Source organism: Caenimonas koreensis DSM 17982, from assembly GCF_009646335.1.
GTDB classification, from domain to species: domain Bacteria; phylum Pseudomonadota; class Gammaproteobacteria; order Burkholderiales; family Burkholderiaceae_C; genus Ramlibacter; species Ramlibacter koreensis.
In genome coordinates, this window is the sequence record NZ_WJBU01000011.1 from 31,023 (window position 1) to 51,960 (window position 20,938).

Annotated in this window: 17 protein-coding genes and 1 other RNA gene; 3 read left to right on the forward strand and 15 right to left on the reverse strand. The window is 63.9% G+C overall.

Going from position 1 to position 20,938, the window contains the following annotated elements; translation table 11 throughout:
* Positions 1 to 104 precede the first annotated feature (104 nt).
* From GHT07_RS12440 to GHT07_RS12465, 6 genes are all read right to left on the reverse strand, one after another.
* Complete coding sequence (locus tag GHT07_RS12440) at positions 105 to 1,193, reverse strand: WD40/YVTN/BNR-like repeat-containing protein (RefSeq protein WP_153585420.1); 1,089 nt, start codon at positions 1,191 to 1,193, stop codon at positions 105 to 107.
* Between the two features lie 2 nt (positions 1,194 to 1,195).
* A complete protein-coding gene (locus GHT07_RS12445; RefSeq protein WP_153585421.1) occupies positions 1,196 to 1,465 on the reverse strand; it encodes a MoaD/ThiS family protein in 270 nt (89 codons plus the stop codon).
* 24 nt (positions 1,466 to 1,489) lie between these two features.
* Positions 1,490 to 4,639, reverse strand: coding sequence for an efflux RND transporter permease subunit (locus GHT07_RS12450; RefSeq protein ID WP_153585422.1), 3,150 nt, complete (start codon positions 4,637 to 4,639; stop codon positions 1,490 to 1,492).
* Positions 4,640 to 4,659: 20 nt separating this feature from the next.
* Entirely contained in the window at positions 4,660 to 6,051 is a 1,392-nt protein-coding gene (locus GHT07_RS12455; RefSeq protein ID WP_153585423.1) for an efflux RND transporter periplasmic adaptor subunit, read from the reverse strand.
* Positions 6,052 to 6,201: 150 nt separating this feature from the next.
* Entirely contained in the window at positions 6,202 to 6,663 is a 462-nt protein-coding gene (gene rnhA / locus GHT07_RS12460; RefSeq protein ID WP_153585424.1) for a ribonuclease HI, read from the reverse strand.
* A complete protein-coding gene (locus GHT07_RS12465) occupies positions 6,660 to 7,460 on the reverse strand; it encodes a class I SAM-dependent methyltransferase (protein ID WP_228488329.1) in 801 nt (266 codons plus the stop codon). Before GHT07_RS12465 ends, rnhA begins: the two co-directional genes overlap by 4 nt.
* A gap of 153 nt (positions 7,461 to 7,613) precedes the next feature.
* On the opposite strand from GHT07_RS12465, the gene GHT07_RS12470 reads away from it, so the two are divergent.
* The gene (locus tag GHT07_RS12470; protein ID WP_153585425.1) at positions 7,614 to 9,164 is read left to right on the forward strand and encodes a transglycosylase SLT domain-containing protein; all 1,551 of its coding nucleotides are present in this window, start codon (positions 7,614 to 7,616) and stop codon (positions 9,162 to 9,164) included.
* 11 nt (positions 9,165 to 9,175) lie between these two features.
* Here GHT07_RS12470 and GHT07_RS12475 read toward each other — a convergent pair whose 3' ends face one another.
* From GHT07_RS12475 to GHT07_RS12510, 8 genes are all read right to left on the reverse strand, one after another.
* Complete coding sequence (locus GHT07_RS12475) at positions 9,176 to 10,015, reverse strand: ABC transporter permease (RefSeq protein WP_153585426.1); 840 nt, start codon at positions 10,013 to 10,015, stop codon at positions 9,176 to 9,178.
* A 3-nt stretch (positions 10,016 to 10,018) separates the two neighbouring features.
* Positions 10,019 to 10,915, reverse strand: a complete 897-nt coding sequence (locus tag GHT07_RS12480) for an ABC transporter ATP-binding protein (protein WP_323740913.1) — start codon at positions 10,913 to 10,915, stop codon at positions 10,019 to 10,021.
* A gap of 3 nt (positions 10,916 to 10,918) precedes the next feature.
* Positions 10,919 to 11,965 (reverse strand): ABC transporter substrate-binding protein, encoded by a 1,047-nt coding sequence (locus tag GHT07_RS12485; RefSeq protein ID WP_153585427.1) that lies wholly within the window; start codon positions 11,963 to 11,965, stop codon positions 10,919 to 10,921.
* 85 nt (positions 11,966 to 12,050) lie between these two features.
* The gene (locus GHT07_RS12490; RefSeq protein WP_153585428.1) at positions 12,051 to 12,470 is read right to left on the reverse strand and encodes an MAPEG family protein; all 420 of its coding nucleotides are present in this window, start codon (positions 12,468 to 12,470) and stop codon (positions 12,051 to 12,053) included.
* A 48-nt stretch (positions 12,471 to 12,518) separates the two neighbouring features.
* Entirely contained in the window at positions 12,519 to 13,109 is a 591-nt protein-coding gene (recR, locus tag GHT07_RS12495) for a recombination mediator RecR (protein WP_153585429.1), read from the reverse strand.
* Between the two features lie 19 nt (positions 13,110 to 13,128).
* Positions 13,129 to 13,458: a YbaB/EbfC family nucleoid-associated protein gene (locus GHT07_RS12500; protein ID WP_153585430.1), complete on the reverse strand. Its 330-nt coding sequence runs from the start codon at positions 13,456 to 13,458 to the stop codon at positions 13,129 to 13,131.
* Positions 13,459 to 13,506: 48 nt separating this feature from the next.
* On the reverse strand, positions 13,507 to 15,384 hold the full coding sequence (dnaX, locus tag GHT07_RS12505) for a DNA polymerase III subunit gamma/tau (RefSeq protein ID WP_153585431.1): 1,878 nt from the start codon (positions 15,382 to 15,384) through the stop codon (positions 13,507 to 13,509).
* A 61-nt stretch (positions 15,385 to 15,445) separates the two neighbouring features.
* On the reverse strand, positions 15,446 to 18,742 hold the full coding sequence (locus tag GHT07_RS12510) for an aminotransferase class I/II-fold pyridoxal phosphate-dependent enzyme (protein ID WP_153585432.1): 3,297 nt from the start codon (positions 18,740 to 18,742) through the stop codon (positions 15,446 to 15,448).
* 130 nt (positions 18,743 to 18,872) lie between these two features.
* On the opposite strand from GHT07_RS12510, the gene ffs reads away from it, so the two are divergent.
* An RNA gene (gene ffs, locus GHT07_RS12515) (signal recognition particle sRNA small type) lies at positions 18,873 to 18,969 on the forward strand.
* Between the two features lie 125 nt (positions 18,970 to 19,094).
* Complete coding sequence (locus GHT07_RS12520; protein ID WP_153585433.1) at positions 19,095 to 19,703, forward strand: hypothetical protein; 609 nt, start codon at positions 19,095 to 19,097, stop codon at positions 19,701 to 19,703.
* Here GHT07_RS12520 and GHT07_RS12525 read toward each other — a convergent pair.
* Entirely contained in the window at positions 19,685 to 20,929 is a 1,245-nt protein-coding gene (locus GHT07_RS12525) for a TIGR03862 family flavoprotein (RefSeq protein ID WP_153585434.1), read from the reverse strand. The two genes, GHT07_RS12520 and GHT07_RS12525, sit on opposite strands and share 19 nt — an antisense overlap.
* Positions 20,930 to 20,938 lie beyond the last annotated feature (9 nt).

Here is a 20,938-nt window from a genome sequence, read left to right on the forward strand (position 1 = left end):
GGCGATACCCGAAAAGACCCGCGTGAAGGGGCACGAAGCGACTGTGCTGTTGTTGAGCCGACATTGCAGCGAGGCAACAAACAAGCGCTGTTGGTCCTGCCCGTTCAGCCCACGCGCACGACGGCAATTGGTGGCAAGTCGCGCGAGAGGCACTTCCACGAAGTGCCCGCATCTTCACTCACCCACAGCCCGCCGGTGGTCGAGCCCATCACCAGCACGCGCCCATCGGCGCTCGCGTCCAGGCCATGCCGGTACACGAGGTGATACGCGTCACTTTGCGGCAAGCCGTCACCCAGCGCAGTGAAAGACGCACCTCCATCGCGCGTCTCATTGACGATCAGGCGGCCGTCGGCGGGCATGCGCTGCGCGTCGGAGTGCGCCGGCACGAACCACGCGCGATCCGGCTGCGACGGATGCGCCGCCACCGGAAAGCCGAATTCGCTGGGCTTGGGTGCAGCGAATCGGTTCCATTTCAAGCCGCCATTGGTGGAGCGGTACATGCCGCCGTGATGCTGCGCCCACAGCACATCGGGCGCTGACTGGCACTGCGCGAGGCAATGCACGTCCTGGATGTTGGGGTCCTCGCGGCGCTCGGGTGGCATGAAGTCGGCGACCATACCCTCTGACGTGTTGGTCCAGGTCGCGCCGCTGTCGTGTGTCTGCCAGACACCGCCGCAAGAGATCGCAATGGTGACGTGCTTCGCATCGCGCGGGTCCACAACGATCGAATGGATGCCCGCATGGTCGTAGCCGCCGCCCATCCATTCGCGACGCTCGGGCCGCTCCCACAGGCTCGTCACGAGCTGCCAGCTTGCGCCGCCATCGTCTGACGTGAACAGCCCCGCCGGTATGCAGCCTGCCCACAACCGCCCATCAGTACCCGCTGCCAGGCCCCAGATCACATCAACACTCCATGGCGTGTCGTCGTCTTTGATAGGGCCTTCCGATGGCTTGGGCGGAAAAGCGGGCGCGGCCACTTCGCTCCAGCTCGCGCCTTCGTCAATGCTCTTCCACAGCTTCACGCCAAAGTGCCCCAGGCGCAGCGCGGCAAACCATGCGCCGGACTTCGCATCAACCATGAACTGCGTGACGGGCTCACCGGGAAATGCTGGTTTGCCTAGCTGCCACTGCCCCTGATTGCGTTGCACGGCAAACAGCCCTTTGCGTGTGCCCACCCAGATTCGATCTGCCATGCCTAACCTCCTGTCAGTGCCTGAATCACCATCACTTTGTCATCGGATTGCAGCGGCACGTCAAGCGCCGAGCGATTGCGGATCAGCTGCGCATTGACGAACACAGCCACGTGTTTGCGAACACTGCCCTGCTCGTCGAACACGTAGTGACGCAGGCCGGGCGCGGCTTCCAAGGCTGCCTCCAGTGCGTCGCGCAGTGTGGTGGCTTCAACGTGTTGCGGCGGGCATGGCACATGCCGCGTGAGGGCCGGTGCAAATTCAACTGATGGCATCCGGCTTTCCTGCCCCCACCCGCATCATTTGGCGACGAGGTCGCCCACGTGATGGCCACCATCGGCCACACCGGTTTTTGCCGCTGCCTTGTTTGCACCGGGAACGCGGTCACGCGCGAACAGCATGTACATCGTCGGCACCACGAACACCGTGAGCAGCGTGCCCAGCGACATGCCGCCCACAATCACCCAGCCGATCTGGATACGGCTTTCAGCGCCGGCGCCGGTGGACATTGCCAGCGGCAAAGCACCCAGCACCATGGCGCCTGTCGTCATCAGGATCGGGCGCAGCCGCTGCGAAGCGGCCTTGACGATCGCATCGACGATCGGCAGGCCCTGCTCGCGCAGCTGGTTGGCGAATTCGACGATCAGGATGCCGTGCTTGGTGATCAAGCCGACGAGCGTGATGAGCCCGATCTGCGAATACACATTGAGCGAGCCGCCCGAGAGCTTGAGCGCCAGCAGCGCGCCGATCATCGACAGCGGCACCGACAGCATGATGACCAGCGGATCGATGAAGCTTTCAAACTGCGCCGACAGCACCAGGAAGATGAACAGCAGCGACAGCACGAACACGATGGCCAGGGCACCTTGCGAGCTCTTGAACTCGCGGGATGTGCCGTTCAGGTCCGTCGTGTACCCGGGCTTGAGAATTTTGGCGGACGTCTCGTTCATGAAGTCCAGCGCCTGGCCCAGCGAATAGTCAGGCGCCAGGTTGGCGGTGATCGACACCGAGCGGCGCTGGCCGAAGTGATTGAGCTCGCGCGGGCTCACCGTTTCATTCACCTTCACCAGCGCCGACAGCGGGATCATCGTGTCGTTGCGACCCCGCACATAAAGGCCGTCAATGTCTTCCGGTGTTGTGCGGCCGCTTGCACGGTTCTGGATGATCACGTCGTACTGCTCGGCATCGCGCTTGTAGCGTGTGACCTGGCGGCCGCCGAGCGCAGTCTCCAGTGCGCGCGCCACGACATCGACGCCCACGCCCATGTCTGCCGCCTTCTCGCGGTCCACCTGGATGCGCAATTCAGGCTTGTTCAGCCGCAAGTCGGTATCGACAGCCAGGATGCCGGGGTTCTTCGCCATCTCGTCCTGGATCTGCCGCACCATGCGGTTGAGGTTTTCGTAGCTCTCGGACGTCTGGATCACGAAGTTCAGCGGGCGCTCGCGAAAGCCCTGCCCCAAGGAAGGCGGCGTGATCGGGAAGGCATTGATGCCGGGGAACGCGTTGAACTTGGGCGTCATTTCGCGGGCGATGTCCAGCGTTGTGCGCTTGCGGTTTTCCCAGTCGACCGCGCGATACACCACGCTGCCCTGCGACACCGTCGGGTTGCCGATATTGGCAAAGATGCGGTCGAACTCCGGGTACTGCTGGCCGACTTTTTCGAGCGCTACGGCATAGCGGTTGGTGTAGTCGAGCGTGGCACCGTCGGGCGCCGTCACGTTGGCCAGGATCACGCCGCGGTCTTCCAGCGGCGACAGCTCGGATTTCATCGTCGGCCAGATGGCCATGATCGACAAGCCGCTGGCGATCATCACAGCGATGATGATCCAGCGTGCCTGCAGCAGCTTCGCGCGCAGGCTGCCCGGCTCACCCGGTGCGCGCGCCAGCAACACCCAGCGCAAGGCCCGCGCATAGCGGTCTGACAGGCTCGTCAGCAGCCGCTCCATCGTGCGGTCGAACCAGTTCGGGTTGGGGTTATGGCGCAGCAGCTGCGACGACATCATCGGCGTGAGGGTCAGCGCGACGAAGCCGGAGATAAGCACCGAGCCTGCCAGGGCCATCGCAAACTCGACGAAGAGGCGCCCGGTGCGGCCGGGCGTGAAAGCCAGCGGCGCGTACACCGCCACCAGCGTCATCGTCATCGAGATGATCGCGAAGCCGATTTCGCGCGCACCCTTGATGGCCGCCGAGAATGGGTCCAGCCCCTCTTCGATGTGCCGGAAGATGTTCTCCAGCATCACGATGGCATCGTCCACCACCAGCCCGATCGCCAGCACCAGCGCGAGCAGCGTGAGCGTGTTGATCGAGAAGCCGAACAGAGCCATCATCGCAAACGCCCCGACCAGGCTGACCGGGATCGTGACGATGGGGATGATCGACGCGCGCACCGTGCGCAAAAAAACGAAGATCACCAGCGCCACCAGCACGATCGCTTCAGCGATCGTGCGGTAAACGTTCTTCACCGAGCGGTCGATGAACAGCGAGTTGTCGTTCGCGATGTCGATCGTCACGTCAGCCGGCAAGTCCTGCTTGAGCTTGGGGATCATGTCGCGCACGCCTTGCGACAGCGTCAGCGGGTTGGCCGTTGCCTGGCGGATCACGCCTGCCGAGATGGCGGGCCGGCCATTGAGGCGCACGGCGCTGCGCTCGTCAGCAGCGCCCTCTTCCACCCGGGCCACATCGCGAACCTTGACCGGAAAGCCGTTGACGCTCTTGATCACGATCTCGCCGAACTGGGCGGGGCGCATCAGGTCTGTTTGCGAGGTGACGCTGAATTCGCGCTGCTGCGATTCGATGCGCCCTGCCGGCACTTCCAGATTGCTGCGCCGCACGGCATCTTCGATGTCTTGCGTGGTGAGCCGATAACCGGCGAGCTTTTCCGGATCGAGCCACACGCGCATGGCGTACTTGCGCTCGCCGAACACGCGCACGTCGGCCACACCCGTCACCGTCTGCAGGCGCGGCTTCACGATGCGGTTGACCATGTCGTTGATCTGCAGCGGCGTGAGTGTGTCGCTGGTGAACGCCAGGAAGATCACCGGGAAGGCATCGGCTTCCACCTTGGCGATCACCGGCTCTTCAATGGCTTGCGGCAATCGATTGCGAACACGCGACGTGCGGTCACGCACTTCGGCGGCAGCGGCATCTGCGTCTTTCTCGAGCCGGAAGCGAACGGAGATCTGCGCCTGCTCGGCGCGGCTGATGGATGTGATCACGTCGACCGCGTCGATACCGGCGATGGAGTCTTCGAGCGGCTTGGCGACCTGCGACTCGATCACTTCTGCCGAGGCACCGGCGTATCGCACGCTGACGGTGACGACCGGCTCGTCGATCTTCGGGTACTCGCGCACCGACAGGCGCGTGAAGCTCACCACGCCCACGAGCACGACGAGCAGCGACAGCACGGTCGCAAACACGGGCCGGCGAATTGAAGTTTCAGGCAGCTGCATAGGTCACTTCCCCGGTGCGGTCAGCGAGTTGCATTGCGCTTGACAGCGCTGCGTGCTGTGTCGGCAGAGGCCACGATGCAGGGGTTAGGCCCGTCGAGCGGGCGGGCGCCGGCGGGCGCAGACGGGGCGGCAGCGGCCATGGTCGCCGATGCACCGGCAGCTGCGGGTGCACCAGCAGCGGCGGGCGCACCGGATGCTGGCGTTGCAGCACGCGATGCAGACGCGCCAGCGCGCGCACCGCCGCCTGGCCCGTTGCCGCCGCCTGCCGGCCTGTTCAAGTCCAGCACGCGCACGGGTATGCCGTCTTTCTGGATGCGCTGCTGACCGGCGGTGACCACCACATCGCCAGCTTGCAGGCCCTCGGTGATCTCGACGCGGCCCGGGCGCCGGATGCCGACTTTGACTTCCACTCGCTGGGCAATCCTGGTGTCCTGGTCAGGCCCGTCGACAAGCCGGTACACAAACTGGCGGCCGCCCTGCGGCACGATCGCCTCTTCAGGAATGACCTTGGCGTTCTCCCGCTCGCCAAACACAGCCGTCACCCGCGCGAACATGCCGGGGCGCAGCTGCATGGCGCGGTTGTCGATGCACGCGCGAACACCAACCGAACGCCCGTTTGCATCCACCAGCGGATCGACGGCCTGCACCACTGCCATGTACTTGCGGCCCGGCTGTGCGTCGAGCTCGACGCGTGCCGTCTGGCCTTTGGCCAGCTTGGTCTGGAAGCGCTCGGGCAGGCGGAAGTCCACGAACATCGCGGCAAGGTCTTCGATGTTGACAATGTCTGCGCCGTCCTTGAGGTAGTCGCCTACGCTGATCGTGCGGATGCCCGCGATGCCATCGAACGGCGCGACGATCTTCAGCCGCGCTGCAGTCGCGCTCGCCAACGCCAGCTTGGCATCGGCTACTTGCAGATTGGCGGCGCTCTCATCGACCGAGCGCTGGCTGATGAAGCCTTGCGCGACCAGTTCCTGGTTGCGCTTGTGGTTGGCTCGGGCGATAGACAGCTCGGCCTGCGCCTGCTGCACCTGCGCCAGCGGCAACTGGTCGTCCAGCTGCACCAGCAGCTGGCCGCGCCGGACGCGATCGCCGTCTCGAAAGTTCAGCTTGGTCACCCGGCCGCTCACCTCAGGGCGCAAGACCACGCTCTGGCGCGAGCGCAGGCTGCCGACCGTCTGCGCGTCGTCGGTCAGCTTCACGAGCTCGACCTTGGCGACTTCCACGGCGGGCGGTCGCGCCGGGCCCGCTGCACCGCCTGCGCCTGCCGCACCTGCACCTGGCCCGCCCGCTGGCGCACCTGCCGAGACTTCGCCCGCCGGCTTCGACGACTTGTTCTGGTACCACCATGCCGCGCCCGAGGCGGCGGCAATGCCGACAACGGCGACCACGGTATAGATTGCTTTGGATGCCATGAATACTGCCTGCCAGACGACGCGCGTGCGGCAACGGGTGATGGGGGATACCGACCCGGCAATGTATCAGCCGCTTACGAAACGCGACATTCGCAATCCCCCTTACTGACGCGGGGAGGTTGCCTCGATGCGACGCGCTTTACCCTTGATTTACACAGGCGCCGCGCGACGGCCCAGCGCCACTTCTACGCCCAGGTTGGCCAGCACATCCGCACGCTCGTTGCCCGGATCGCCATCGTGGCCGCGCACCCAGCGCCACTCGATCTTGTGGCCGCTTTCGCGCACCAGCGCATCGAGCTGCTGCCACAGGTCCACATTCTTGACGGGCTCCTTGGCCGCTGTGCGCCAGCCGCGGGCCTTCCAGCCCGGCAGCCATTCGGTCATGCCCTTGAGCACGTACTGGCTGTCCACGTGAAGCGTGATGGCGCACGGCCGCTTCAGGGCCTGCAGCGCCTGGATCACGGCCATCATTTCCATGCGGTTGTTGGTGGTCTCGCGCTCGCCGCCATACAGCTCTTTTTCAGTGGCGCCCGACTTGAGCAGGACGCCCCAGCCCCCCGGACCAGGGTTGCCCTTGCAGGCGCCGTCCGTGTAGATCTCGACAGGATTCAAACGTGTTCTTCCAGGTAAGTAGGGCGCCGCTGCCGGTTCGCGATGGGAACTGGCGCGGTCGGGATGCCGGCAGGCGACTTCCACGCCTTGCCGATGAGTTTGATGCCGCGCACGCGCTTGACGGCAACGATGAAATACACGGCGCCAAATATGGGCCACCATTTCTCGCCGATCCTGTCCACCCATTGGGTGCGATCGAGCCACTTCTCGCTCTTCATGGAGGGGCGGTAGCAGCCAAACGTGCCTGACTCGACCTCGAAGCTGAGCAGGCGCAACCAGTCGCGCAGCCGCCAGTAGCCGATGAATTCGCCCGCGTCGGGCAGGAACAGTTCGCCAAAGCCTAGCCGCCGGTACAGGTGGGCGCGCCGCTGGCGCAGGCCCCACAGGCTTGCGGGGTTCAGGCAGCAGATGATGACTTTGCCCTCAGGCACCAGCACCCGCTCGACTTCGCGCAGCGTGGCGTGCGGATCGGCATTGAGCTCGAGCGAATGCGGCAGCACAACGAGATCGAGGCTGTTTTCCTCAAAGGGCAGCGCCGCGAAATCCGTGACGATGGACGGCTTGGCAAAGGGCATCCTGCCCTCTTCTTCCCCATCCCCCGCGTGTTGCAGCGCGAGCCACTTGTGCGGCATGCGATTGTGTTCGAGCGTGTCGAGCAGCGGCATGCCCAGCTGCAGCGCGTGATAGCCAAAGATGTCGCCGACCGAGCGCTCGAACTCGGCCCGCTCCCAGGCCAGCAAGTAGCGCCCGGGCGGGGTTTCAAACCACTGCTGCATTCCTATAATCGGGTCGCTCATGAGTTGTGGCCCGCTGGCGGCCCTCCAGCAGCGATTCTAGTCAGCAGTGCGCCGCACAATTTGACACAGGCGCAAAGCGGTAAAGTGCAGCGACCGCGGGAACCCCGCCACCGGCTGGCTGATCCATCTGGCCCAACGGAAGAACAAATACTGATGAAGCTTTACCTCGCGGGACTCGCGCTGTGCCTCTTGATGGCCGGCTGCGCCACCCCTCCACCGGCTGCCGAGGCATCCGCGTCTGCCAAACCCGTCACGGCGCAATCCGGGCCCACACGCCCAGCGTCGATCCAGTCCGTCATCCCGAGCGGCCCGCTCGACCCCATCACCGCCGCCGAGGCCACCTCGCGCGGCGTCGCATTCATGCAGCCGCCCACCGACCTGTGGGACCGCATCCGTCGCGGCTTCAAGATGCAGAACCTCGACACGGACCTCGTGCGCCAGCAAGAGCAGTTCTACGCCAGCCGGCCCGACTACATGCAGCGCATGACCGAGCGCTCGCGCAAGTACCTGTTCCACATCGTCGAGGAGCTTGAGCGCCGCGACATGCCGACCGAGCTGGCACTGCTGCCCTTCATCGAAAGCGCGTTCAACCCGCAGGCTGTCTCCAGCGCGCGAGCCGCCGGCATGTGGCAGTTCATGCCCGCGACCGGCACGCACTTCGAGCTCAAGCAGAACGTGTTTCGCGATGACCGGCGCGATGTGCTCGCCTCCACCCGCGCCGCGCTCGACTACCTGCAAAAGCTCTACGGCATGTTCGGCGACTGGCACCTGGCGCTGGCCGCCTACAACTGGGGCGAAGGCAGTGTCGGCCGTGCGATAGCCAAGAACCAGCGGCTGGGCCTGCGCACGTCGTACACCGACCTGAACATGCCCAACGAGACGCGCTTTTACGTGCCCAAGCTGCAGGCTGTGAAGAACATCGTTGCCAACCCGGAGCAGTTTCGCGCCGAGCTGCCCTTCATCGGCAACCACCCTTACTTCCAGACCGTGACCGTCGAGCGCGATATCGACGTGGCGCTCGCGGCGAGTCTGGCCGACGTGTCGCTGGAGGACTTCAAGGCGCTGAATCCGTCGATGAACCGGCCCGTGATCCTGGCGGCAGGCACACCGCAAATTCTGCTGCCATGGGACAACGCAACCATCTTCAAGCGCAACTTCGAGGCGCACACGGCAGGCCAGTACGCGAGCTGGACGGCATGGAGCGCACCCGCCACCATGAGTTCGTCCGAGGCCGCCAAACGGGTTGGCATGAGTGAGGCCGACCTGCGCAGCATCAACAACATTCCGCCGCGCATGCTGATCAAGGCGGGCTCGGTGCTGATCGTGCCGCGCTCGGCCAAGAACAACGATGACGTCGCCAGCCACGTCGCGGACAACGGCCAGCTCAGCCTGCAGCCCGAGCAGGTCACGCGCAAGACGACGGTGAAGGCCGGCAAACGCGACACGATCACAACCATCGCCCGCCGCCACAGGCTCAACCCGATGCAGGTCGCCGAATGGAACAGCATGGGCGCCAACGCCGCGCTGCATGCGGGCCAGCAGGTGGTGGTGTACCTGCCTGTGCGGGTGGCAGCGCCCGGTGCAGGCCGGGCCAGCGCCAGGTCGCACAGCGTGCGCCGCACCAGTGCTGCCAAGCCCGCCCTCCGGCGAGCGACCAAGGCGCCGGCAAGGGCGCCTTCCAAGGCCCCCGCCAAGCGGCGCTGAGCGCACCGCGCTCAGAGCTTTTCGGTCTGGCCAGTGCGCGGCTGCCACTTCATCAGCCGCTTCTCGATGCGCCCGACGATGCCGTCGAGCACCAGCGCGCAGGCGGTGAGCACGACGATGCCGGCGAATACCGTGTTCACGTCGAACGTGCCCTCGGCCTGCAAGATGAGGTAGCCCACCCCGCGCGCTGAGCCCAGGTATTCGCCCACCACCGCGCCCACAAACGCCAGCCCCACGGACGTGTGCAGGCTGGAGAACACCCAGCTGGTGGCGCTCGGCAGGTACACCGTGCGCAGCAGCTGTTTGCGGTTGGCGCCTAGCATTCGCGCGTTGGCCAGCACGACGGGGCTGACTTCCTTCACGCCCTGGTAGACGTTGAAGAAGACGATGAAGAACACGAGCGTGACGGCCAGCGCCACCTTGCTCCAGATGCCCAGGCCGAACCACATCGCAAAGATCGGCGCCAGGATCACGCGGGGCATCGAATTCGCGGCCTTGATGTACGGGTCGAGAATGGCGCTCGCCGTTGGCGCGAGCGCGAGCCACAAGCCAAAGCCCAGCCCCAGCAGCGTGCCGAACGCGAACGCCAGCACCGTCTCCATCAACGTGATGCCCAGGTGGATGTAGATATCAGCGCGGCCTGCCAAGCCTTCCGGAAAGAGCGCATTCGGCGCAATGCTCCACGGCATGAACCACGACCACACGCGCCCCGCCACCTTGACCGGCTCGCCCAGGAAGAATGCCGTCTGCTCGTCACGCGTGAAGCCGTGCCAGGCGAGCAGCGTGACGACGAGCAGGCCGACTTGCCAGTAACGCAGGTTGCGGCTCGACGGCTTGAGCGACGCGAACATGGCTTATGCCACCTTCTTCAATTGCTGCGCATAGCCCTTGAGCACTTCTTCGCGCAGCACATCCCAGATCTGTTTGTGCAATTCGACAAAGCGTGGATGCGTGCGCACCTCGGCCACATCACGCGGGCGCGGCAAGTCGATCGTGAATTCACCAATGGGATGCGTGGCCGGGCCGGCGGAGAGCACCACCACTCTGTCGCTCATTGCAATAGCTTCGTCGAGATCGTGCGTAATAAATAGCACCGCTTTCCGTACTTGTTGACCCCCGGCCGCTGCGCGGCCACCCCCCGAGGGGGTTCGCTCCGGGCTAGGGGCGGCCCGTCGCCCTTCGCTCCCCGCCGCCCACAGCGCCAGCACTTCGTTTTCCATCAGCTGGCGCGTCTGTATGTCGAGCGCGCTGAAGGGCTCGTCCATCAGCACGATGTCGGGGTCGAGCGCGAGCACCTGTGCCAGGGCGATGCGCTTGCGCATGCCGCCTGACAGCTGGTGCGGATAGCGGTCGCCGAAGTCGCTCAGGCCCACGCGATCGAGCCACGATTGCGCCAGCGCGCGAGCCTCGCCATCCGGCATGCCCCGGTATTGCAGGCCGACCATCACGTTGTCGATGGCGCTGCGCCACGGCATCAGCGCTTCGGTCTGGAACATGTAGCCGGCGCGCCGGTTGATGCCCTGCAGCTTCTCGCCGAAAACGCGCACGTCACCGGCGGAGGCATCAAGCAGCCCCGCACCAATATTCAGCAACGTGGATTTGCCGCAGCCCGTGGGGCCGACGACCGACACAAACTCGCCAGCCGCAATACGCAGCGTGGTTTTCGCGACGGCTGTGTACCGCTGCGCCGGGTTGTCCGGCGACTGGAAGGTGACGGTGATGTCGTCGAGTTCGAGGGCGTAGGCCGACACGCTTCAGGCCTTGAAGCGTTCCTTGGCGCGGCGCGCAAATTCATTCGTGTAGGTCTTGCCGAGCTCGATCTTGTCGGCCTTGATGCTCGGCTCGAAACTCGCCAGCGCCTTCAGCGCGGTGCGCGTGCCTTCTTCGGGCATCACGCCGTCAAGCGCAATGGCCTCGCGCACCTTGTTGAACGAGGCGAGATAGAGCGCGCGGTCGCCCAGCAGATACGACTCGGGCACGGTCTTGATGATGTCGCTGGGGCCAGCCGTCTGCAGCCACTTGAGGCCATGCACGATGGCATTGGCGAGTGCCTGGCAGGTATTGGGGTTGGCCTTGACGAAATCGGCCTGGACATAGAAGCACGCTGCAGGCATCGGGCCGCCGAAGACTTCGAGCGTGCCCTTGAGCGTGCGGGTATCGCTGACGATCTTCACGTCACCCTTTTGCTCGAGCATCGTCATCACCGGATCGGTGTTGCTCATCGCGTCGATCTGGCCCGAACGCAGCGCAGCGAGCGCGCCCGCAGCCGTGCCCACACCCACATAACTCACGTCAGCCGCCTTGATGCCCGCGCGGGACAGCACGAGGTTGGCGACCATGTTGGTGGACGAACCGGGCGCGGACACGCCGATCTTCTTGCCCTTGAGGTCAGCGAGCGACTTGTAGTTGGGCATCGCCTTGGTTGAAATGCCCATGGCGATCTGCGGTGCGCGGCCCATCAGCACGATTGACTGGATGTGCTGATTCTTGCTTTGCATGTTGATGGTGTGCTCATACGCGCCACTCACCACGTCGGCCGAGCCGCCCACCAGCGCCTGCAGTGCCTTGGCACCCCCTGCAAAATCGGAAATCTCAACGTCGAGGCCCTCGGCCTTGAAGTAGCCGAGCTGCTCCGAAATCGTGAGGGGAAGGTAGTAAAAAGCCGCCTTGCCGCCTACGGCAATCGCCAGCTTGGTCTTCTCGAGTTTGGGCTGCGCGCGCAAGGCGGGCGCAGCGACGCATGCTGCGGCCAGCGCCGCTGCCGACGTGAACACACGCCGGGTCAGAAGAGTTGTTTTCATTGTGCAGAGCCTCTCTGTGAACTGCTTCGCAGGTTAGCCAGAGAGGGCCAAAACCGCATCGGGAACATCCCGTGCGGGTTTTTACTCACCGATAGCCGATGAACAGAATGGCGATATTGACGGCCAGCGCCAGCGTCCAGATGCCCGTTCGGATGCTGGACAAGCCGGCGATGTACATCGCTATGTAGATGACGCGCAAGGTCACGAAGACGACCGACAGGATGTCGAGCGAGGTCTGCGGCGTTCCCAATTGATGAGCAATCACCACCGCGCCGATGAAGAACGGCAGCGCCTCGAACGTGTTGGACTGCGCCGCGTTGGCGCGGGCGTGCCAGTCGGTCTGTTTTGCCAGCCAGACACGAGGGTTGTCGTTGTCGTAGCCGCCCTGGCGGCGCGGCTTGCCGAAGCCGGCTGACTTGGCAAAGCCTGCACAGATGAACGGCAGCATCGCCGCAATGAAGACACACCAGTAAGCAATCGTGAAGTGCGCGCTGGGCAAGGCCATCTCTAGGTGTTCCTTTTGTTTTCGTAGGTCTTTTTTTTGAGGCAGGCGCTACCTGCGGTCGACCATCGCGTGGGCGATGGTGCCCAGATCGACGTATTCGAGTTCGCTGCCCGCGGGCACACCGCGCGCGAGCCGCGTGACCTTCAGGCCGCGCGCCTTCAGTGCTTCGGCGATCACGTGCGCGGTGGCTTCACCTTCGGCCGTGAAGTTGGTGGCCAGGATCACTTCCTGCACGAGGCCGCTTGTCGCGCGATCGAACAGCTTCGCCAGGCCGATGTCGTTCGGGCCGATTCCGTCGAGCGGGCTGAGTTTGCCCATCAGCACGAAATACAAACCCCTGTAGGCCGACGTGCGCTCCACTGCCGCCTGATCGGCCGGTGTTTCCACCACGCACAGCTTGCTCGCGTCACGCGAGGGGTCGAGGCATGTCTGGCAGATCTCGCTCTCCGTGAAGGTGTGGCAGCGGGCGCAATGCCTGATCTGCGTGGATGCCTGCTGCAGCGCCTGCGCCAGCACCTGCGCGCCGGCACGGTCGTGCTGCAGCAAGTGAAACGCCATGCGCGATGCCGACTTGACGCCCACGCCGGGCAGACGGCGCAGCCCTTCTATCAGTGCGTTGAGCGAGTTGTTGTCGGCCATGAGGCTGCTTGCAAGCCGCTCAGAACGGCAGCTTGCCGGCCATGCCGGGCATACCGGCGGTGATCTTGCCGAGCTTCTCGTTCGAGGTTTCCTCGGCCTTGCGCACAGCGTCGTTCATCGCGGCGGCAATAAGGTCTTCGAGCATGTCTTTCTCATCGACCACCACCAGGCTCGGGTCGATCGTGATGCGCTTGACCTGGTGCTTGCACGTCATCGTGACCTTAACCAGGCCCGAGCCCGATTCACCGGTCACATCGATAAAAGCGAGTTCATCCTGCGCCTTCTTGAGGTTGTCCTGCATCGCCTGGGCCTGCTTCATGAGGCCGGCGAGTTGTCCCTTGTTGAACATGAGAAATCCTTTCGAATGAATTCTGTAAGAGCTGCGAAGGGCGCCGCGTTAAACGGGCTTGATGCTTCCGGGAACGATTTTCGCGCCAAAGTCCCGCATCATCTCCTGAACGAAGGGGTCATTGACGATGATGGCTTCGGCCGCGCGCATGCGCTCTTGTGCTGCAGCTGCGTTGCGGCGCGCAGGGCTGTCGCCCACTGCGCCTACTTCCACCGTGAGATTGACTCTGTGGCCCGCTGCGTGCAGCGCGGTTGTCAGGCGGTCGCGGGCAGCGGGCTGGTTGAGCGACTCGCGCTCGGTACGCAGCATCCAGTGGCCTTCGTCGCGCGCAACGAGTTGCGATTGAAGGGCAAGCTCGCGCACGAGCGCCGTGATCGCTTCTCGCGACACCATCTCCATCACGACGCTGTGCCAGAAGTCGCCCTCTTCCGTCGGCACGAGTGCGGCAGGCGCGGCGCTGGCGTTCTCACGCGGGGATTCGGCTTGCACACGCACCGGCACGCCCACGACTTCGCTGCCGGTTTGGCCATTGGGCGTGTGCGGCGTCGCACTGTTTGGCTTGGGCGCCGGCTCGGCGTCTTGTTCGACAACGGGCAACACGCGGCCAGGCGGCGCGCCGACGGCGGGCACCGCACGGGGTTGAGGTGCGATGGGCGACGCGGACTGCTGGGGCGGTCGCGCTGCTGGCGCAACGGGCACTGTGGGTGCTGTTGCCGGCGCCGCGACTGGTGCAGAAACTGGCGCAGACCCCTGCGTGGCAACAGCGGACGCAGCGGGCCGCGCTACCGCCCGCGTTTCATTCAGAGTTTTTTTTTGAGCCGCGCCGCCGGGCGATTTGAAGGCCAGCAGTCGCAGCAACACCATCGTGAGCGCCGCATATTCGTCAGGCGCCAGGCCCAGCTCGGTGCGGCCATGCAGGCACATGCTGTAGAGCAACTGGGTTTCGTCGGCAGGCATCAGCTGCGCGAGCCGGGCAATCTCGGGCGCATCCGGATCGTTGTCGTCAGCAGCCGAGGGCACAGCCTGCAGGACAGCCATGCGTTGCAGCACGGCGCTCATTTCTTCGAGCGTTGAGGCTGCACTCATGCCCTGCAGGCGAAGCGCCTCAGTGATCTCGACCACCGTCTTGCCGTCGCCGTGCGCCAGCGCATCGATCACCTGGAAGACATGCGAGCGGTCCACACTGCCCAGCATCTGGCGCACAGCCGCTTCTTCCACCTTGCCGCCGCCGAAAGCAATGGCTTGATCGGTGAGCGAGAGCCCGTCGCGCATGGAGCCGCGTGAGCCGCGTGCGAGCAATCGCAATGCGGCGGGCTCGAAAGCCACGTTCTCTGCTTCAAGCACATGCGCGAGGTGCTGCTGCACCGTCTCAGGCGCCATCGGTCGCAGGTTGAACTGCAGGCAGCGCGAGAGCACCGTCACAGGCACCTTCTGCGGATCGGTCGTGGCCAGCACGAACTTGAGATACGCGGGCGGCTCTTCGAGCGTCTTGAGCATCGAGTTGAAGGCGTGCCCGGTGAGCATGTGCACTTCGTCGATCATGAAGACCTTGAAGCGGCCCTGCACCGGCTTGTAGACGGCCTGTTCGAGCAGGGCCTGCATCTCGTCGACACCGCGATTCGACGCGGCGTCGAGTTCGGTGTAGTCCACAAAGCGGCCGCTGTCGATAGCCACGCACGCCTCGCAGACGCCGCACGGCGTGGCCGTGATGCCGCCCTGCCCGTCTGGCCCCTGGCAGTTGAGCGACTTGGCAAGGATGCGTGACACCGTGGTCTTGCCGACACCGCGGGTGCCGGTAAAGAGGTAAGCGTGATGGAGGCGCTGCTGGGCGAGCGCGTTGGACAGCGCCTGCACCACGTGCTCCTGCCCCACCATCTCGCCGAAGTTTTTCGGGCGGTATTTGCGGGCGAGCACGACGTAAGACATGCGGGCGATTCTACGGGGACGCGAGCCGCTCCTTCACGCCCGACCGGCGCAGTCCATCGCTTTAGTTGCTGGATGCAGGCAGGCTGAGCGCGACAGCGTCAATCGCGCGCTGCAGATCCTCGGTCGTGTGCGCGCTGCTGACAAAAAAGCGCACCCGGGTCTGGTCCTTCGGTACCGCCGGATAGAGGATTGGCAGTGCCAGCACGTGCGACTTGCGCAAAGCCTTGCTCAACTGCAACGTTTGCTCCTGCGTCGGCATGATGATCGGGACGACCGGCGTACCCGCGCTCGTGCCGGTATTGGCGCCAAGCCGCTTCAACCCATCTAGAAGGAAGGCCGCGTTGTGCAGAACGCGCGCGACTCGCTCTGGCTCTTGCCGAATCAAGCGAATCGCGGCTAGCGCTGCAGCCGTATTCGCCGGAGCAATCCCCGTCGAGAACACGAAGCCAGGGGATTTGTACTTCAAATTTTCGACCAGCGCGTTGCACCCTGCGATGTACCCGCCGCAGCTGGCGAGCGACTTGCTCAGTGTGCCCATGAGAATGTCGATCTCATGCGGCGCCAGGTCAAAGTGATCGCAGATTCCGCGGCCCGTCGCACCGATCGTTCCAATCGAGTGCGCCTCATCGACCATAAGCCAGCAGCCATACCGCCGCTTCAACGTCACCAGCGCTGGAATGTCCGGAATATCGCCGTCCATGCTGAAAACGCCTTCGGTCAGAATCAGCGCCCGCTCGAATTTGCCCCGATGTCGCGCAAGCAACTTCTCCAGGTGACCAGGGTCATCGTGGTTGAACGCGAACCGCGCCGCTTGCGAGAAGACGGCACCCTGGATCAGACTGTTGTGACAGAGCGAGTCGTAGAAGATCACGTCATTCGCACCCATCAGGTGCGTGATGGTGCCGACGTTGGTGGCATGACCTGCAGAAAAAACCACGCAGGCTTCCGTGCCGAGAAATTCGGCAATTTCCTGCTCAAGTTCGGCATGTAGCACCTTATTTCCAGCGACAACACGGCTGGCCGACACTGATGTGCCGTAACGTCGGATTGCTGCTATCGCCTCGTCTGATACGGTCTCGTGCCCTGACAAGCCCAGGTAGTTGAAGCTGGAGAAGTTCGTGTAAGCCGCACCATCGATGTCAATCGAATTGGCAGCCACGCCATCGACCTGTTGAAAAAAGTACCTGTCAATGTCGAGTTTTCGTAATTGCTGCCGCTGGCTTTGGAGTTCGATATAGCTGGGCAGCTGGCGGAAGTCGGTGAAGCGCGCCAGCTCATGCACTGGCACCGCTGCCGGTGCCGGTGCCGGTGCCGGTTCAGGCGCAGGTGCTACTGATACCGGTGCTGCTCCTGCGTCGTTGACCAGGAAGTCTGCAAGCTTTGCGATGGTCGAATTTTGTTGGAAGTCAGCCATTGCAACAGGCCTGCCGCCAGGCAATGCTTCGAGTTCGCACAACAAGTTCACCACCATCATCGAGTCCATGCCCAACTCGACAAAACTGACGTTCTCGTCAAGTTCGTCTTCAGCTTTCAGGTGCATGACCCGGCGCAACGCGCCTTTAATGGTCTGCCTCATTGCAGCGCTTGCCGCAGACTGGGCTGTGCGCGGCGCTGCAACTTGGGAGCCAGCTGATTCCAGCTGCACATCGCCCGCCTGATCGTCGTCGAGCAAGACAGTCAATGCTTGTTTGGCAAGCAAGGCCTGGGCTTGTTTGCGCTGGATCTTCCCGCTGGTGGTCTTTGGCAACTCGCGCACAGGAATCAACACAACACGCTGGATGTTGATACCCAGCTCCTTGAGCACATTTTTGCGAACGGATCTGACAACCTCGGCGTAGTCTGCCGGGTCGCGCTCTGCGATTTCAGCCACGAGGCAAACCGATGCCGCCTTGTTCCTTATTTCAAATGCAGCAGTGGTTGCCGATTTGAGCAAAGCGTGGCTTTGCTGCGCCGCGCGTTCAATATCCTGCGGGTAGAAGTTCTGGCCATTCAGGATGATCAAGTCCTTGCTGCGGCCCGTGACATACAGCTCACCGTCGCGCATGAACCCCAGATCGCCCGTGCGCAGATAACGCATGCCATTGGTCGCCAGCACGGCGCCGAAGGTCTCTTCAGACTCCCTCGGAAGATTCCAGTAGCCGGTCGCAACGCTGCCGCCGCTGACCCATATTTCACCCACGCAATCGGCTGATGCAGGCATCGAAGTTGCCGTATCGACCACTTGCACATCCATGTGAGCCCGGCCAGAGCTGACGAAGACTTGCTGGTCGGCGTCATTGGCAGCCGCTGCCACTTTGCCGTTCTGGATACCGAGCTTCGAGACAGCTTGGACGACAGGACCGACCCCCATGGTGGCCGACGTCACGCAAAGCGTGGCCTCTGCCAGGCCGTAGCAAGGCACAAATGCGCTGCGCCTGAAGCCGGTGGATTTGAACGCCTGGTAGAACCTGTCGAGTGTCTCTGCGGAGATCGGCTCCGCTCCTGAAACGGCACATGACCAGGCGCTGAGGTCCAGGCTGGCCTTGTCCGCCTCCGGAATCCGGTCAACGCAGTGGTCGTAGGCAAAGTTGGGCCCTGCACTGGCAGTGCCTTTGTAGTCGCTCATCGCCTTCAACCATTTGACAGGCTGGCGCATGAACGTCATGGGTGACATCAACACAGCTGATGCGCCGACTGCCATCGGCATCAGGATGGCTCCGATGAGGCCCATGTCATGGTACGGCGGCAGCCAGTTGACCACGACGGCTTCGTCCCTGTAGCTGCCACTGAATTCGCTGTTGATCGTGCTGTTGTGCAACAGGTTGGCATGGCTGACCATGACGCCCTTCGGATTGGAAGTCGAGCCGGATGTGTACTGCAGAAATGCGGTGCTGTCCGGCGTGATGATCGGCGGGTGCCAGTCGTGCACAGGCGCCTGCGCCAACCCGTCGTACCGCAACACCTTGGGGCCTTTGCCAACGGCATCGCCACCCATGGCTTGCGCCAGCATGGCAGACGTGACGATCACGCGCGGCGAGCAATCGTGAATCAGGCTGTGCAGCTTTTTGCCCAGCTTGGCATTGGCCGGCGGATAGCTCAAGACGGCGATCACACCCGAATACATGCACGCCAGAAATGCCTGTGCCAGCTCCAGGCCCGGCTCGAAAATCAGGAATGCACGATCGCCCGGTTTGCAATGCAGCTGCAACCCGCTTGCGATGGCCTTGGCAGTGGCACCGAGTTGCGCGTAGGTGACGACCGATGGCTGGTCGTTGCTGTCGACAAACGTGATAGCCGCTTTGGATCCCCTGCGATTGACTTGCGCTTCAACTGCTTCTGCGAAGCCTGAATACAGGCCTGGGAGATATTCCGATTTCATCAATGCCGCCTGTGTGTATAGACACTGATGAGGTTAGCGATCGGCCCCCGAATGTCGATCCGCCCGGTGGCCTAGGCCGGTGGGTTGAGAAGTGAAGTCGTCGCCATGCGCCGTGGCTACAATGCAGGCTGACGGGCCTCCCCGCATGGTGAAGCGGCCAACCGGGTCAGGTGGGGAACCAAGCAGCCCTAACTGTGGAGCCAGTGCCGGGGGTAAGGCTCGTCAACCTCTCTTTTTCATCGCGCAACCGTTTCGCATCGCAAAGCAACGGCTGACCTCGCTGCGCGCTCGCGTCTGACAAACTTTCTTGCGCCCCGCACCTAAAGTTCAGTCTTCCTTTCGGAGGATTGCGATGAACGCGGGGGTTGTGAGCACAACGGGGAGCCTGGCCAAGGTTTGTGTCCGCATTGCGGTGCCGCTGGCGCTTTGCCTGCTAGCCTTCGACGCCATCGCACAGATCTGGGCCGACTCAGCAGATGAGCGCGCGAACAACCGCGTCCGGGCGCAACTGGAAGTCGCTGCTACCCAGACTCCCCGCTTCGATAGCGTGGACGGCGCCACGCGCGCCTCGCGCATCGACATGACTCTGCTGCCCGCAGGTCGCGCGTCGATCGGGCCGGCCATTGGCGTCACGACCAACCACGGCCCCTCCTTCAATAGCGCAGGTCTTGCGAGCACGCCGCCGTCTGTGGACCTCGGCGTCCACTTGCGCTACACCACCGACGACAACAACAGAGTCGATGTGCGCGCCTGGCGCCGCGTGGCGCAGAACGACGCCATCACGCAACTCCAGATGCGCGAGCCGGGCTACGGCGCGCGCGTTGAATTGCATATCGCCGCGGCGCCGAAGTCCGGCTTGATCGCCGACCACGGCATCGGCATGCAGTTGGAAAGCGGCGCGCGCATCACGCTGCATCGCAGCGGCGGCAAGCCGATGATGTTCTACCGCGCCAGGTTCTGAGCGGCCCGGCTCGCCACTACGCCCCGATACGCCAGCACGCCCTGCCCGGCCGCGCGTCCACTGGCGAGGCAGGCGGTCAACAGGTAGCCGCCCGTGGGCGCTTCCCAATCGATCATCTCGCCCGCGCAGAACACACCGGGGGCTGACGTCACCATCAGGTTTTCATCGAGCGAATCGAACGTCACGCCGCCTGCCGTGCTGATCGCTTCCGCGATGGGGCGCGCTGCGACGACGGTGATGGGCAGTGCCTTGATCGCTGCGGCGAGCTTGGTCGCATCGTTCAGCGCCTCAGCAGGCACCAGTTCATGCAGCAGCGCGAGCTTGATGCCGTCGAGCGACAAACGGCTCTTCAAATGGCTTGGCAATGAGCGCGATCCGCGCGGATGAGCCACTTCTTTCGCCACCTGCGCGGCAGTGCGGCCGGGCAGCAAGTCGAGCTCGAAGGTCGCTTCACCGTTGGCGAGCACCTCGTCACGCAACATCGCCGATGCGGCATAGATCAGGCTGCCTTCCACGCCTGTTTCCGTCGCAACGAATTCGCCCTGGCGCAGGAAGTCGCCATGGCGGATGGCCACCGACTTGAACGGCTGGCCGGCAAACCGCTCGCGGAAATACGCGCTCCAGCCGCCGCGCACGTCAAAGCCGCAGTTGGACGGCAGCAGCGGCGCGACCTTGGCACCGCGCTTCTCCAGTGCAGCGAGCCACGCGCCATCGGAGCCCAGCTGCGGCCAGCTCGCGCCGCCCATGGCCATCACGACTGCGTCTGCTTCCACTGTGGACTCACCTGCCGGTGTCTCGAATTTCAGGTGGCCCCCGGCCGTCCATCCGGTAAAGCGGTGCCGCATGTGAAAGCGCACGCCCGCTGCGCGCAGCCGGTGAATCCATGCGCGCAGCAGCGGCGCGGCCTTCATCTCCTTGGGGAACACGCGGCTCGATGTGCCGACAAATGTTTCGATGCCCAGGCCTGCAGCCCAGTCGCGCACCGCTTGCGGACCGAACTCGCCCAGCCACGCCTGCACGTTGGCCGAGCGTGCGCCATACCGCGTGACGAACACGTCGAATGGCTCAGCATGCGTGAGGTTCAGCCCGCCTTTGCCGGCGAGCAGGAATTTGCGGCCGCCCGAAGGCATGGCGTCGTACACGTCTACCGATGCGCCGGCTTGCGAAAGCACTTCGGCAGCCATGAGGCCCGCCGGGCCCGCGCCGATGATGGCGTTGGTGGTCATATGTCTCTG

Excerpts from the sequence above, each read along its gene's own strand:
- GHT07_RS12440 (WP_153585420.1), bottom strand. The coding sequence starts at position 1,193 with ATGGCAGATCGAATCTGGGTGGGCACACGCAAAGGGCTGTTTGCCGTG.
- GHT07_RS12445 (WP_153585421.1), bottom strand. The coding sequence starts at position 1,465 with ATGCCATCAGTTGAATTTGCACCGGCCCTCACGCGGCATGTGCCATGC.
- GHT07_RS12450 (WP_153585422.1), bottom strand. The coding sequence starts at position 4,639 with ATGCAGCTGCCTGAAACTTCAATTCGCCGGCCCGTGTTTGCGACCGTG.
- GHT07_RS12455 (WP_153585423.1), bottom strand. The coding sequence starts at position 6,051 with ATGGCATCCAAAGCAATCTATACCGTGGTCGCCGTTGTCGGCATTGCC.
- GHT07_RS12465 (WP_228488329.1), bottom strand. The coding sequence starts at position 7,460 with ATGAGCGACCCGATTATAGGAATGCAGCAGTGGTTTGAAACCCCGCCC.
- GHT07_RS12470 (WP_153585425.1), top strand. The coding sequence starts at position 7,614 with ATGAAGCTTTACCTCGCGGGACTCGCGCTGTGCCTCTTGATGGCCGGC.
- GHT07_RS12475 (WP_153585426.1), bottom strand. The coding sequence starts at position 10,015 with ATGTTCGCGTCGCTCAAGCCGTCGAGCCGCAACCTGCGTTACTGGCAA.
- GHT07_RS12485 (WP_153585427.1), bottom strand. The coding sequence starts at position 11,965 with ATGAAAACAACTCTTCTGACCCGGCGTGTGTTCACGTCGGCAGCGGCG.
- GHT07_RS12490 (WP_153585428.1), bottom strand. The coding sequence starts at position 12,470 with ATGGCCTTGCCCAGCGCGCACTTCACGATTGCTTACTGGTGTGTCTTC.
- recR (WP_153585429.1), bottom strand. The coding sequence starts at position 13,109 with ATGGCCGACAACAACTCGCTCAACGCACTGATAGAAGGGCTGCGCCGT.
- GHT07_RS12500 (WP_153585430.1), bottom strand. The coding sequence starts at position 13,458 with ATGTTCAACAAGGGACAACTCGCCGGCCTCATGAAGCAGGCCCAGGCG.
- dnaX (WP_153585431.1), bottom strand. The coding sequence starts at position 15,384 with ATGTCTTACGTCGTGCTCGCCCGCAAATACCGCCCGAAAAACTTCGGC.
- GHT07_RS12510 (WP_153585432.1), bottom strand. The coding sequence starts at position 18,742 with ATGAAATCGGAATATCTCCCAGGCCTGTATTCAGGCTTCGCAGAAGCA.
- GHT07_RS12520 (WP_153585433.1), top strand. The coding sequence starts at position 19,095 with ATGAACGCGGGGGTTGTGAGCACAACGGGGAGCCTGGCCAAGGTTTGT.
- GHT07_RS12525 (WP_153585434.1), bottom strand. The coding sequence starts at position 20,929 with ATGACCACCAACGCCATCATCGGCGCGGGCCCGGCGGGCCTCATGGCT.